The organism is Hominilimicola fabiformis (assembly GCF_020687385.1).
In the GTDB taxonomy this organism is placed as follows: Bacteria; Bacillota; Clostridia; order UBA1381; family UBA1381; genus Hominilimicola; species Hominilimicola fabiformis.
This window is the reverse complement of sequence record NZ_JAJEQM010000006.1, coordinates 62,648-77,630: the sequence shown is the minus strand read 5'-3', so window position 1 is coordinate 77,630 and position 14,983 is coordinate 62,648. Positions and strand designations below refer to the sequence as shown.

General features: G+C 38.7%; 10 protein-coding genes. 5 read left to right on the top strand and 5 right to left on the bottom strand.

Features of this window, described 5'->3' with window-relative positions:
- Positions 1-9: 9 nt before the first annotated feature.
- A complete protein-coding gene (locus tag LKE05_RS05680) occupies positions 10-1,488 on the top strand; it encodes an oligosaccharide flippase family protein (RefSeq protein WP_308456211.1) in 1,479 nt (492 codons plus the stop codon).
- Between the two features lie 28 nt (positions 1,489-1,516).
- Here the strand turns inward: LKE05_RS05680 and hpf are convergent, their stop codons facing one another.
- Positions 1,517-2,056 (bottom strand): ribosome hibernation-promoting factor, HPF/YfiA family, encoded by a 540-nt coding sequence (gene hpf, locus LKE05_RS05675; protein WP_117964834.1) that lies wholly within the window; start codon positions 2,054-2,056, stop codon positions 1,517-1,519.
- Between the two features lie 195 nt (positions 2,057-2,251).
- Here hpf and LKE05_RS05670 point away from each other — a divergent pair, with 195 nt between their 5' ends.
- The 3 genes from LKE05_RS05670 to LKE05_RS05660 all read left to right on the top strand — a co-directional run bounded on the left by LKE05_RS05670 (position 2,252) and on the right by LKE05_RS05660 (position 7,746).
- The gene (locus LKE05_RS05670; RefSeq protein WP_022229338.1) at positions 2,252-5,413 is read left to right on the top strand and encodes a glycosyltransferase family 39 protein; all 3,162 of its coding nucleotides are present in this window, start codon (positions 2,252-2,254) and stop codon (positions 5,411-5,413) included.
- Between the two features lie 17 nt (positions 5,414-5,430).
- The gene (locus tag LKE05_RS05665) at positions 5,431-6,273 is read left to right on the top strand and encodes a fumarate hydratase (protein WP_022229337.1); all 843 of its coding nucleotides are present in this window, start codon (positions 5,431-5,433) and stop codon (positions 6,271-6,273) included.
- A 141-nt stretch (positions 6,274-6,414) separates the two neighbouring features.
- The gene (locus LKE05_RS05660) at positions 6,415-7,746 is read left to right on the top strand and encodes an MATE family efflux transporter (RefSeq protein WP_308456210.1); all 1,332 of its coding nucleotides are present in this window, start codon (positions 6,415-6,417) and stop codon (positions 7,744-7,746) included.
- A gap of 324 nt (positions 7,747-8,070) precedes the next feature.
- Here LKE05_RS05660 and LKE05_RS05655 read toward each other — a convergent pair whose 3' ends face one another.
- The 4 genes from LKE05_RS05655 to LKE05_RS05640 are packed head-to-tail and all read right to left on the bottom strand — an operon-like array spanning position 8,071 to position 12,915.
- Positions 8,071-9,330 carry a DUF1015 domain-containing protein gene (locus tag LKE05_RS05655; RefSeq protein ID WP_308456209.1) on the bottom strand — a complete coding sequence of 420 codons (1,260 nt, stop codon included), beginning with the start codon at positions 9,328-9,330 and terminating at the stop codon, positions 8,071-8,073.
- 14 nt (positions 9,331-9,344) lie between these two features.
- Positions 9,345-9,836: a Cys-tRNA(Pro) deacylase gene (gene ybaK / locus LKE05_RS05650; protein WP_308456208.1), complete on the bottom strand. Its 492-nt coding sequence runs from the start codon at positions 9,834-9,836 to the stop codon at positions 9,345-9,347.
- Positions 9,837-9,846: 10 nt separating this feature from the next.
- Positions 9,847-12,243, bottom strand: coding sequence for an endonuclease MutS2 (locus LKE05_RS05645; RefSeq protein ID WP_308456207.1), 2,397 nt, complete (start codon positions 12,241-12,243; stop codon positions 9,847-9,849).
- A 15-nt stretch (positions 12,244-12,258) separates the two neighbouring features.
- The gene (locus LKE05_RS05640; RefSeq protein ID WP_308456206.1) at positions 12,259-12,915 is read right to left on the bottom strand and encodes a YesU family protein; all 657 of its coding nucleotides are present in this window, start codon (positions 12,913-12,915) and stop codon (positions 12,259-12,261) included.
- A gap of 182 nt (positions 12,916-13,097) precedes the next feature.
- On the opposite strand from LKE05_RS05640, the gene glmS reads away from it, so the two are divergent.
- The gene (gene glmS / locus LKE05_RS05635; protein ID WP_022229331.1) at positions 13,098-14,924 is read left to right on the top strand and encodes a glutamine--fructose-6-phosphate transaminase (isomerizing); all 1,827 of its coding nucleotides are present in this window, start codon (positions 13,098-13,100) and stop codon (positions 14,922-14,924) included.
- Positions 14,925-14,983: the final 59 nt, after the last annotated feature.

Sequence of the window (14,983 nt, the reverse complement as noted above, 5' to 3'; positions counted from 1 at the left end):
GGTAGTAATATGAGAAATTTAAAATCAGGATTTATACTTTCATATATATCCATTTTTATACAAAGCATAATCAGCATTTTATACACTCCCGTTATGCTTAGACTTTTGGGTGAAAGCAATTACGGGCTTCTTCAGCTTGCCGTCTCCACAATGTCAAGTCTCAGCATTTTAAGCTTCGGTTTCGGAAGTTCGTATATGCGGTTTTATTCACAATACAAAGCCGACAATGACAATAACGCAATATCGGTTCTGAACGGTATGTTTACGATAATATTTATTTCCGTTTCAATTTTGTCGCTTATCGTCGGCGGTTTTATAACGATGAACACATCAACTCTGTTCGGCAAATCAATGACCGCAAGCGAGATAAAATTACTGAAAACATTGCTCGGCATAATGACCGTAAACCTTGCGTTTACATTTCCGTGCAGTATATCCGATTCGTACATAATCGCACAAGAGCGTTTTTCATTTCAGAAAATTCTGATTATAATATCGTCACTTTTAAATCCCATGCTGACTTTTCCTTTGCTGATTATGGGACAAGGTGCGATTTCCGTTGCGATTTGTATAACGGCAATTACCGTTATAAAACTGCTTTGCGGTATGGTGTATTGTATAAAAAAACTTAATATGCGATTTTGCTTTGCATTTGATAAAAATGTTTTCAAACAGCTTTCGGTATTTTCTTTTTTTGTGTTTTTGAATATTATAAGTGACCAAATTAATTGGAATGTCGATAAAATTCTGCTCGGAATTTTCAGCGGCGCAAAAAATGTAGCCGTTTATTCAGTAGGTTCTCAATTCAACGGATATTTCCTTACATTTTCCTATGCACTTTCGTCACTTATGACGCCAAAGGCACATACGCTTATCGCAAACCATGCCGACAACAGAGAAACAAGCAAATTTTTTGCGTCATTCGGCAGAGTGCAGTTTGTCGTTATGGCTTATATTTATCTTATGATAATCGCAGTAGGCAAACCTTTTATCAAACTTTGGTCGGGGATTGACAGCAATATCCCCTACTATACCGCATTACTGCTTATTTCGCCGCTGCTTGTAACTTCAATTCAATCTATCGGTATTGAAATTCAGCGTGCAAAAGATATGCACAAATTCCGCTCGGTTTTGTACTTTGCAATCGCCGCAATTAATATTGCCGTAAGTATTCCCCTGTGTATAAAATTCGGCGAGCTTGGCTGTGCATTCGGTACGTCTTTAAGCCTTGTTGTCGGGAATATAATTATAATGAATATATATTATCATAAACGCGTCGGACTTGATATTAAATATTTTTGGAAAGAGATTTTTAAATTTATTCCGTCTTTAATTATTCCGATTTTGACGATAATCGTAATCCGTCATTTTGTTTCGGATAATTTGTTCTCAATAGCTTTGTGCGGTATTATCTTCACCATCTTTTATGCAGTGTCAATGTGGTTTTTAGGACTTAACCAAAACGAAAAAAATTTATATAAAAAATGATGCACCTCGAAAGGTGCATCACTACATATTATTCTATTGATTCAATAACAGCATATTTGCCGTCTTTTCTCTTATATACAACATTCATTTCATCAGTTTCCTGATTTTTGAATACGAAGAATGTGTGACCCAACAAATTCATTTGAAGAATAGCCTCCTCAACACTCATAGGCTTAACGGTAAATCTCTTTGTCTTAACAACTTCAAATTCTTTTGTTTCTTCACCCTCTGTATAAGTCGCACCGCTGATTAGTTTTGCGTCAAGAGTAGCATCTCTCTTTATCTTCTTTGAAAGACGTGTCTTATTCTTTCTGATTTGTCTTTCGATAACGTCTACAATCTTATCGATTGCGGCAAGGATTTCTTTATCCGATGCCTCTGCTCTGTACATCATACCTGCCGCATAAATTGTAGCTTCAATATAATCATTATCTTTAATCGTTCCGATTACGACTCTTGCCTCAGATTCATCTTTGAAAAACTTATCAAGCTTTCCCAATTTCTTTTCAACATAATCTCTGATCTTATCTGTCACATCGTATCTTCTGCCAATAATTTTGAACTTCATAAAACTCACTCCTTTTGTGTTTAGCCAAAGATTATTTTTAATAAATTATCTTTGTTACTATATATATACCACCATATTACAAGTTCAAACATTTTTTTTGAAAAAATTTTTATATTTTTTTATGCTTGCATTATATAGGAATATATAGTAGAATAATAAGTTGAGATAATAATTATTAAAATATGAGGTGAAAATATGCTTGGAATTTCATTAACAGTGCTTTTCTCGGCACTTGCCGCTTTTGCTGTATGGTCATATTACATCAATCCGGCACTAAAAAGCAATGTGAAAAAGGATAACAACGCAATGTATATTATTGCCGCCGCGGCAGTGGCATTTATACTTCGTTTAATCCTCGGAGCGGTCTACAGAGGACACAACACTGATATGAGTTGTTTCATAGGCTGGTCAAACGCCGTTTTTGAAAACGGTTTCGGTAAGTTTTACACACTCGATATGTTTCACGACTATCCGCCGGGATATATGTATGTCCTCTATATAGTCGGTGCGATTGAAAAACTGTTCGGTTTCTCCGACGGTGCGCAATACGCACTTGTAAAACTTCCGGCTATTGTATGCGATATTCTCGCCGGTGTACTTATATATAAAGTTGCAAAGAAAAAGTTTTCAGATGGACTTTCAACCGTGTTCGCGTCGCTATACCTTTTCAATCCCGCAACTGTAGTAAACTGTTCTCTTTGGGGACAAGTTGATTCGGTATATACATTGTTTATACTTCTTATGATATACTTCATAAGCGAAAAGAAAATGATTTATTCATATTTTATGTTCGCAATATGTATATTCATAAAACCGCAGGCATTTATATTTACGCCTATACTTATATTCGGTATAATCGAAAATGTATTTATAAAAGATTTCAGCAAAGAAAAGCTGTTAAAGAATTTAGGATTTGGTGTCAGTGCAATAATCCTTATGGTGTTGCTTGCACTTCCGTTCGGAATATCAAATGTAATCGACCAATACACCACGACTATGGCGTCATATCCTTACCTAACGGTCAATGCGTTTAACTTGTGGGGTGCATTGGGTAAAAACTGGGAAGGTCTTTCATCGTTCACAACTGTTATCGGTTATGTATTCCTTATTGCCATTGTCGCATATTCGGTATATGTATTCTTCAAGAGCAAAAACAATGCGAAGTATTACTTTGTCGGTGCATTGCTTGCGTTTATGACATATATGCTTTCAACAAAAATGCACGACCGTTACGCATTCCCTGCAATGGGGCTTTTGCTTTTGGCATTTGTTTCAGTGACTGATTTCAAAAACTTTATTATGTATGCACTTGTTACACTTTCGCAGTTCTTTAACACTGCATGGGTACTGTTTGTATACGAAAAAAGTCCGAACGACTACTTCCGTTCCGCACCTGTTTTGATTGCGTCTTTAATAAATGTCGCACTTATGATATTTGTAGTTTACTTGACGCAAAAACTTTATGCAGGCAACGAACTTAAAGATACGGTAAAAGAAGAAGTTAAGAGTACGAAAAATTCAAAACAAGCATATCAAAAGAATACAAAAAGTTCAAAAACATTCTCAAATACTCCTGTTAAGAAACAGGCTAAATTCACCGTAAGCGAAATATTTCCTAAAATAACCCGTGTAGACGTTATTGCAATGGCGGCTATAGTCGTTGTATATTCATGTATCGCACTTTACGACCTCGGCGATATGCACGCGGCAGAAACGGAATATATGATTTCAGACGCACCTGTAACGCTTGATTTGGGTAAGGACTGCAACATCAGCCAATATAAATTCTTCCTTGGTTCATATGAACTTGAGGACAACCGCAATTTAACAATCACTTTTGCGGACTCATCAAACAATACAACCGCTACGGAAACACTTACAGAGGGTTCTGTATTCCATTGGGAAGAAAAAACAAAGAGCGTTACAGCAAGATATGTTACACTTTCAACAAACGGCACAGAGCTTTCAATGAAAGAATTTGCCTTGCTTGATTCTTCGGGCAACCTTATAGAGCCCGTTTCGGCAACACCGTCAGAGGGACAGGCTTTGTTTGACGAACAGCAGGAAGTTCCGGAGCGTTCATCATTCAGAAACGGCACATACTTTGACGAAATTTATCACGGACGTACAGGCTATGAATTTGTACATCATCTAAACGTATACGAATGGACTCACCCACCGCTTGGTAAAGTATTTATTTCAATCGGTATAAGAATATTCGGAATGTGTCCGTTCGGCTGGAGAATTGTCGGTACTGTATTCGGTATATTTATGTTACCGCTTATATACCTTTTTGCAAAGAAATTGCTAAAGAAATCTTGGCTTGCAATAGTTACTTGCCTTTTGCTCACATTCGACTTTATGCACTTCGCACAGACAAGAATTGCAACAATAGACGTATATATCACATTCTTTGTAATGCTGATGTACTACTTTATGTATAAGTATTACAGCACAAGTTTCTATGATTCGTCATTCAAAAAAGGACTTATCACACTTGCATTGTGCGGAATCAGTATGGGACTCGGCATAGCAAGTAAATGGACAGGTATATATGCAGGCGCGGGACTTGCGGTACTGTTCTTCATAACACTTTACAAGCGTTACAGTGAGTACCGTGTCGCAGTTAAAACACCAAACGGCGAAACAAACGGAATAAGTCACAAATTTATAATTGACAACTTTAAGCCGTATATGATAAAAACAATTTTATGGTGCTGTATATTCTTCGTAATAGTACCGCTTATTATATACTGTCTTGCATATATTCCGTACTTGCAAGCACCGAATTCGCAAGGTTTCAAGACTATTATTGATAACCAAAGTTCAATGCTTACTTACCATTCAAAGACCGTTCTCGGCTCAGAGCATCCGTTCTCGTCACGTTGGTATGAATGGATTATTATGAAACGTCCTATATGGTACTATTCGGGAACAATTACATCGGAGGTTAAAGAGGGTATCAGCTCGTTCGGTAATCCGCTTGTATGGTGGATTGGTATTCCGGCATTCTTCTATATGGTATATTTGATTTTCAAGAACAGAGATAAAAACGCATTATTCCTTGTAATCGCTTACCTTGCACAGCTTGTATCGTGGATACCTGTTACAAGACTTACGTTTATATACCACTACTTCCCTTGCGTACCGTTTATCGTGCTTATGCTCGGTTATTCAATCCTCAACATCTATAACGAGGCGAAGAATAAAAAGGCGGTTATGTACGGTGCATTTGTATATGCAGGACTTGCAATCGTATTGTTTGCAATGTTCTACCCTATTCTTTCGGGTCATCCGTGCAGTGTAGACTACGTTGACCACTTCTTGAAATGGTTTGACTCATGGGTATTGATATAAGATAAGGAGAAAAATTTATGCGTATTATAAATTCAAATGACATTGCAGAAGTTGTTAAGGGTATGTGTATCAAAGCAAATTGTCATATAAACAAAGACATCAAATCTGCACTTAGCAACAGTGTCAAAACCGAAAAATCGGATATTTCAAAAGGTGTTATAGAAAACCTTTTGAAGAATGCCGAAATTGCCGACAGCAAAGAAGTTCCTATTTGTCAGGATACCGGTATGGCGGTGTTCTTTATCGAAATCGGCAATGAAGTTTTTGTTGAGGGTGACACAATAACAGACGCCGTAAACAAGGGTGTTTCAATGGGATATACAGACGGATATTTAAGAAAGTCGGTTGTCCGCGATCCGCTTGACAGAGTGAATACAAAGGATAATACTCCGGCTGTTATTTACTATGACTTCGTTAAAGGCGATAAAATTAAAATCACATTTGCACCGAAGGGCTTCGGCAGTGAAAATAAAAGCAGACTTAAAATGCTTAATCCGTCAGACGGCATAAACGGAGTTATTGACTTCGTTATCGAAACAGTCAAAAAAGCCGGTGCAAACCCTTGTCCGCCTATGATAATCGGCGTAGGTATCGGCGGTACTATGGATAAAGCGGCACAAATTGCTAAAAAGGCTCTTACAAGAGATATTGACGTTCCAAATGCCAATCCTTTTTATGCAGAGCTTGAAAAAACGCTTTTAGAAAGAATAAATAAACTGGGAATAGGTCCTCAGGGTATGGGTGGTACAACAACCGCCCTTGCCGTAAATGTGGAAACATTCCCTACCCACATTGCAGGCTTGCCGGTTGCAGTAAACGTAAACTGTCACGCAACAAGACATACTGTGGAAATTATATAAAATTTGAGCCTGTCCGACAGGTTGATATAAAATTGAATAATCTTGTCCGGATTATAATGAGACTATAGGGTTTTCTGTTTTTGAGTCAAACAGTATTAACCCTATAGTTTTTTTTCGGAATAAATATAAGGAGAATTATTTATGGATCAAACGTTTATGAAAGAAAAAAAGATATTGCCGCTTGTGCTTTCAATGGCTTTACCTATGATAATATCTATGGCGGTAAATTCACTGTACAATATCATCGACAGTTTTTTTGTCGCAAAAGTGAGCGAAAACGCAATGACCGCACTTTCGCTTGTCTACCCAATTCAAAATCTTGTCAATTCTATCGCAGTCGGATTTGGTGTAGGCATAAATGCGGTAGTTGCATTCCATCTCGGTGCGGGCGAAATGCAGAACGCAGACAGAGCAACAACTTACGGATTGTTTCTAAGCTTTATACACGGACTTATACTTACCTTCTTTTCAATATTCGGTATGCCGTACTTCGTAAAAATGTTCACAACCGATACAGATGTTATCAATCTTGCCGTAATGTACTCAACTATCGTGTTTTCATTTTCAACAATAGTAAATGTCGGCATAGCATTTGAAAAGATTTTCCAAGCAGTCGGCAGAATGAACGTATCAATGATAAGTATGATATGCGGTTGTGTCACAAACATTATTCTTGACCCGTTAATGATATTCGGCTTAGGACCTTTTCCCGCTATGGGTATTCAAGGTGCGGCACTTGCCACAGGTATAGGACAGACTATAACGCTTATCATTTACTTCATATTCTACTTTGCAAGTCCTATTCAGGCAAAATTCAGAATAAGTCTGCTCAAATCCGGCAAACGACTTCTGAAAAGGTTATACTCAATCGGTGTACCGGCTATGCTTAATATGGCACTTCCGTCATTGCTTATAACGGCACTTAACGGAATACTTTCCGAATTTTCAGGCTCATATGTTCTTGTACTCGGTGTATACTACAAACTTCAAACATTTATATACCTAACCGCCAACGGTCTTATTCAAGGTATCAGACCTATCATAGGCTATAACTACGGTGCAGGTGAACACAAACGTGTTAAGCAAATATATAACACCGCACTTTTGCTGTCGGCAATAATTATGGCTTTGGGTACTGCACTTTCGTGGATTATGCCGTCTACACTGTTCGGAATGTTTACTGCAAACCCTGCCACGCTTAAATTAGGCGTTACGGCACTTAACATTATCAGTATAGGATTTATCGTATCAGCTGTATCCGTAACGTCCTCCGGTGCTTTGGAGGGGCTTGGAAAAGGTATGCCGTCATTGTGGATTTCGCTTTTTAGATATATAATAATCATAATTCCAGCTGCTTTCGTTTTCAGTAGATTTTTCGGTGCAGTAGGCGTATGGATAAGCTTTCCGTTCGCCGAATTTGTCACAGCCGTTTTTGCGTATTTTATTTATCATAAAGCAAGCAAGAGAATATAAAGACCAGAGCCTGTCGCCAAAATGTCGACAGCTCCAAAAATCACATCATACGATGTAATTTTTGAGTATTGTCAGAGAAAAAATCATAAAGTTCCTCCAAAGTCGAAACTTTAGATTTTAAGCCATTTCTGCCGCACATGTCGCCAGAAATGATTTTTAATGAGGTCGTATCGGAAAGACATCCGACGCTCGTAGAGCGGTTTTGCCACAGGCAAAACTACTGAAAAAGCACCTCAAACTCCCCAAAATAAAGTAGACAAAACCATAAAGGTTTTGTCTACTTTTTTGAAAAGTGCGGTCATTTTATTTGACCGCACTTTTTTATTATCTGATTTTCTTACATTCAAGATAAAATCTCTTATCTGCCGCCTCACCCATTGAGAAAGTTTTTCTCGGAAGTGAGCCGTCCTTTATAACTGTTGTGAACAAGTCGTTCTTCTCCATTGAATCAACCATAAAACCGATTGTATTATCTGCCTTTGCAAGATTTCTTACAACGTCGTTTCCGTGGATATAATCAATTTTACCGCCGTTTTCGGCAAGGTACTTATCAAGAAATTTTTGAAGTGTTCCGACAGGAAGATTTGAGTCTGTATTCTTAATATAGATACTGCCCTCATTACCGCCGTATGTATAATCAATACGCTGACCGCCGTTATCTTCATATTCCGCACCGTAAAACGCAACAAGTTCATCAAGCAATTTCTTCGGCTCTGTTTCAAATATTACACGTTGAATAGGTTCAAATTCAAGTGTTTCGTCGTGGATATTCATAAGCTCAACCAACGCAAAACGTGCAGGGTGAGTTTTAATTTCTTCCTCTGAAAGTTCCTTTTTAATTTCTTCCCAACAAGTCTTTGCGGTTGCAAGAGAATGATTTCCGTCACCTGCCGCGAACATCAACACGCCCTTATCCTTAACACCGTATTTCGCCTCAAAATCAGCCTTATCGCCGAGTTTTTCTATTGCATCAAGTATATTCTTCTTTGCACTTTCATTTACATTATAACCCACGATATGTCCCGAATTTTTCATAAGGTCAAAATCATAAATCTTTTCAAAATCATTTATCTGATTTTCAAGCGGTTCAACAACCGCTTTTTCTCTGTCATCAATAAGTATCAGGATATGCGGTGCCTCAAGCGGTGCATTTTTTCTTATACGCTGTCTTGGCGGAATACGTTCGATAATTGTACCCTCAGTTGCACGAACTTTTGACTGTGAGCCTTTTGAAAAATCGTATTCTTCAAGATCAAGCATTCCGACAATACCGTGACGTGTTTTTCCGTTCGGCTGAGTACGTTTTACATATATAAACGTGTCCTTTAATTCTCTGAAAATACCCTTATTTATATACTCCTCCATTGTGCTGTTTATCTTCTTGATACGTTCGTCTCCGTCACCGTCCTCAAGATAAACCTCAGGGAAAATAATATTCAATGTTGACGGACTGTCGCCGACAATATTTTTTACATCTTCCCAATATTCTCTTTCAGACGTGTATTGGTCACACGCCACAACGCTCCACTTTGTGAAATCAACATTTTGCGGAATAAGTATGTCCGCCGGTTTAAAAATTGCCATAGTTCTGCCCTCCGTTATTCTTTCGTTATGTCTGCGAATACGCAGTCTGTTGCTTTTTGCACATCATTCGGCGAAAGGATAAGCGTTGTACCGCATCTTCCGCCGCTGATTGCGATTGTTTCAAAGTTTTGTGCCGTTTCGTTTATATATGTCGGATATTTCTTCTTCATTCCGACAGGCGATACTCCGCCTCTGATATACCCCGTAAGTCCCAAAAGTTCTTTGACGTGTATCATCTCAACCTTTTTGTTACCCGAAACCTTTGCAAGTTTTTTTAAATCCACTTCGTGATTTACCGCTATACAGCTAACCATTATACCCGTTTTGTCACCTCTTGCGACAAGAGTTTTAAATGATTTTTCAGGCGGAATACCTGTCATTTCGGCGATAGCCTCACCGAAATGCTCGCCGACTTCATCAGCTTCATATTCAACCGTTTCATATTTTATCTTTGACGCATTAAGCAAACGCATTGCATTTGTTACAGTCTTTTTGTCCTTTGCCATTTATATCACCTTATTTTAATTCTACTATCGTTACACCGTCTTCGCCCTCGCCGTATCTGCCGTTTCTGAACGATTTGACGTATCTGTGTTTTTTCATATATCCCTGCAAGCCTTTACGCAAAATGCCCGTACCTTTACCGTGAATAATGCTTACAGGCGAAATTCCCGCAAGGTAGCAATCGTCAAGGAATTTTTCAACATTCATCCACGCTTCTTCAAGATTTTGTCCTCTGACGTCAACTTCCGTTGAAACGTTCTTTGACTTTGATTCAAAAGCCCTCGTACTTCTGACGTACTTTTCAGCCAATTCCTTTGACTTCTTTTCTTCAACCTTACGCAAGTTCGTTATATGCACGTCCATTTTTATAATACCCGCCTGAACACGAACATTGCCGTTTTTATCAGGTTCTTTTAAAACTGTCGCCTCTTGATTCATATCAACGATTTTAACAGTTGCACCCGGTTTAAGATTTTTAGGCGGTTCGACATATGTTTTCTTCGGCTTTGCCGCACGCGCCATTGCCTTATCAATCGTATCTTCTTTCTTTTTCAGCTTGTCACGCATTGCGGAAGTCTTTTTGTCAAGATTGCCGCCGTTTGAAATACCTTGCTGACGCATTTTTTCAAGGTCGCGAATAATGCTGTTCGCCTCATCCTTTGCGTCCATTACAAGTATTTTCGCCTCACGTCTTGCCTCATCAAGTATTCTTGATTTATTTTCTTTAAGCTTTATTCTGTCATTTTCAATCTGCTTTCTGAGATCGGTAAGTTCACGCTTCATTCTTGCCGCCTCGTCAGCCTCTTTTCTCGCCTTTGCACGGTTTTGTTCAAGGTCTGTTATGACGTCCTCAAATTTTATATCCTCATCAGACAATATATCGTTTGCTCTGTCAATTATTCTTTCGTCAAGTCCGAGTCTGCGTGAAATTGCAAACGCGTTTGACTTACCCGGTACACCGATAAGAAGTTTGTAAGTCGGCTGAAGTGTCGCAACGTCAAATTCGCATGATGCATTTTCCACACCGTCAGTCGAAAGCGCGAATAATTTCAATTCACTGTAATGAGTTGTCGCAACGGTTGTAGCCTTTCTTGCACGAAGAAATTCCAATATTGATATAGCAAGTGCCGCACCTTCTGTCGGGTCAGTTCCCGCACCCAATTCGTCAAACAGTGCAAGTGAATTAAAATCAATATTTTCAAGTATGCTCACCGTATTGACCATATGTGACGAGAATGTCGAAAGGCTCTGTTCTATTGACTGTTCGTCACCTATATCCGCAAAAATATGATGGAACACAGCCGCTTCACTGTTATCCTGTGCCGGAATATGAAGTCCTGCCGCCGCCATAATCGAAAACAATCCGATAGTTTTAAGCGTTACTGTTTTACCGCCCGTATTCGGACCTGTTATGACAAGCGTATCATATTCGCCGCCAAGCATTATGTCATTTGCCACGACCTTCTCTTTGTCGATAAGCGGATGACGTGCTTTTTTATATCGTATGATACCCTTGTCGTTCAGTACAGGCTCATTTGCGTTCATATCAAGCGACAGTCTGCCCTTACAGAACATAAAATCAAGCTCCGTGACATACTTATAATCCACAAAAATTGTATGACTGTTTTCTGCAACAAGTGCCGAAAGTTCCGCAAGTATTCGCTCAATTTCCTGTTGCTCTTTTGTATGCAAATCACGGATTTCGTTGTTGTTGTTTACAACGCTCATAGGCTCGATAAACAGAGTTGCACCGCTCGCGGACGTATCGTGTACAATACCGTTTACTTCACCTCTGTATTCACTCTTTACGGGTATAACGTATCTGTCCGAACGCATTGTTACAATAGGGTCTTGCAAAAACTTTTTGTAATGCGTTGAGTGAATCATAGAATTAAGATTTTCCTTAATCTTGCCGTTTAGATTTCTTATTTTTCTTCTGATTGTGTTAAGTTCAGGTGACGCATCGTCGGCAATTTCATTTTCAGAAACGATACACGAATTAATTTTGTCCTCAAGTTGTTTTGCCGTTATGATAGCCTCCTCTATACCGTGAAGAATTGTACATTCTTCGGCTGATTCGTCTATATACGACTTCATACGTCTTGCTACATACAAAAGTCTTGATATGTTCATAAGTTCCTTTGTATGAAGTACACCGTCACGCTCTGTTCTTTTTACTGCTCCAAGCACATTTTCAACAGACAGATTTACCGGCGGTGAGCCGAGCTTTAATAAGGTTGACATTGCCTCTGTCGTTTCTTTCTGTGCCGCCCTTGCGTCCTCTAATTCCGTATACGGAACTATTTCTTCAATGCGTTTTTTTACGTCTTTGCTCTCCGTATATGATGAAAGCCGTTCAAGTATCTTGTCAAATTCAAGCACCTTGAACGCTTTATTCTGTTTATCCATTTTACCTCTCCTATTTTATATAGAATATACTTTTAGATTAGAATACTCACCAATCATAGGCGCCATTTGTCTGAAACCTATTTTTCCGCCGCCTAAAACAGGACCATATTCCTTTCCGTCGTCTTGCCATGAAAATACAGGCAAATCGTCAATTATAAAATCAATCTTACCGTCTTTTTTTACAAGCTTTATATGATAGCTTTCAAATGCGTCCTCGCAATTCGGAATAGGGTCTGCACCTTGTACAACAAGATGAAAGCCCTTGCTTTTTCTTAAATTGCAGGTATGAAAACCTCTTTCCTCGTCCCACTTTCTGCGGAAATATGAAACATGGTACGCATTTATATCACCCGAATGATACAAATTATACTGTCCGTCCCTTTCCTGTAATGACGGATCAAACAAATCTTCACCGTTCACACCCTTTGCCGAAAAGAACAAAATCGCCAATCCCGGCTCTTCAATCGGTCTGAAGTCCCACTCTATCTGCACATCTGACGGGAAGTCCTCGTTGCACCAATACACAAAGTTTGACTTTTGTCCCAAATCGGCAGACAACGCATTTTTCATACGCATTTTACCGTTTTCAAAATATATCTCGGCACTGCCCTCAAGAACGAAATCTTTTACGTCATTCTCGCAGGACAATTTGTTTTCATAAACTAACTTCATTGTTTTTAATCCTCCACAAAAAACTCATCTTAACCTATATTATATCAGCAATATTTACTAAATACAACACGAAATCAAAAAAAAGGATTGAAAAATCTGTGAGAATAGTATAGAATGGTATATATATTTTTATGTAAAGCAATATAATATTGCGAGTGGACGATAAGGAGGTACATTATAATATGTGCGGTATAGTAGGATATATAGGTAAAAATCAAGCAGCTCCTATTTTGCTTGAAGGGCTGTCAAAACTTGAATACAGAGGATATGACAGTGCAGGTATTGCTGTTTACAATAATAATGAATTGGAAGTTGCTAAGTCAAAGGGAAAATTAGCGGTTCTTTCAGAAAAAATTGACGGCGGTAAAAAACTTGGCGGTAATATGGGTATCGGTCATACACGTTGGGCTACTCACGGCGAGCCGTCAGACGTAAATGCTCACCCTCATCTTTCACAATCAGGCCGTTTTGCCGTTGTTCATAACGGTATTATCGAAAACTACATTTCATTAAAGAAAAAACTTGAAAGCAAAGGTTTTGAATTTATTTCTGAAACAGATACAGAAGTTATCGCTCACCTTTTTGAATATTACTACAAAGGTGACATAATGGATACAATGATTAAGGTTATCAACAGAGTTGAGGGTTCATATGCTCTTGGCGTACTTTGCGTTGACTACCCTGACCAATTTATCGCAGTAAGAAAAGCAAGTCCCATGATTGTCGGTCTTGGTGACGAAGAAAACTTTATCGCATCGGACGTTACTGCAATTTTAAAGCACACAAGAGATATTTACTACCTTGAAGATAACGAAATCGTTGTACTTAAAAAGGACAGCGTAAAGGTTTACAATACAGATAAAGAAGAAGTTAAAAAAGAAAAGTTCACGGTTGATTGGGACGTAAGTGCGGCTGAAAAAGGCGGCTATGAACACTTTATGATGAAAGAAATCGAAGAACAGCCAAAAGCTATCAGAGATACCATCAGTCCGAGAATTAAGGACGGCAAAATCGTTCTTGACGATATTTCTCTTACAGAAGAAGATATTAAGAATATCAATAAAATTTATATCGTCGCATGCGGCAGTGCATACCATGTAGGCGTTGTAGGCAAGTATGTAATCGAAAAGATGTGCCGTATTCCTGTTGAAGTACAGGTTGCGTCAGAGTTCCGTTACTGCGACCCTATCGTTGGCAAAGACGATCTTGTAATCGTAATCAGCCAGTCAGGCGAAACAGCCGATACAAAAGCCGCTCTTGAGGAGGCGAAAGCTCGCGGCGCAAGAGTGCTTTCAATCGTAAACGTTGTCGGCAGTGCCATTGCAAAAGCGTCTGATGATGTTATTTATACATGGGCAGGCCCTGAAATCGCCGTTGCGACAACTAAGGCCTACAGTACACAACTTACTGTTATATACCTTATCGCCGCATATATGGCTGATAAATTAGGTAAAATTTCTAAAGAAGAATATGCAGACTTTATTAAAGAAATTGAGTCACTTCCGGATAAGGTTGCTGAAATTCTTAAATCTAAAGAAGATGTTCAGTATCTTGCCTCAAAGTTCTATAATTGCCATTCAATATTCTTTATCGGCAGAAACCTTGACTATGCAGTATCTCTTGAAGGCTCACTAAAGCTAAAGGAAATATCATATATTCACAGTGAAGCATATGCCGCAGGTGAATTAAAGCACGGTACAATCTCACTTATCGAGGACGGTACACTTGTTGTAGCGCTTGCAACAGGCAAGAATTTGTTTGATAAAACAGTTTCAAATGTTAAGGAAGTTAAAGCAAGAGGTGCGGTTGTTATGGGCGTAACAACCGAAGAACATGAACATATGGACGACGTTGCTGACTATACTGTAAAAATCCCTGCAACGCACGAAATGTTACTTCCGTCACTTACAGTTATTCCGTTGCAGTTATTCGGTTACTATGTTGCATCATTAAAGGGCTGTGACATTGATAAGCCGAGAAACCTTGCAAAGTCGGTTACTGTTGAATAATCCTGACAGAAATATTTTTTGTGGTATAATAATATTGATAGAGTGCCTGACAGGCTTTG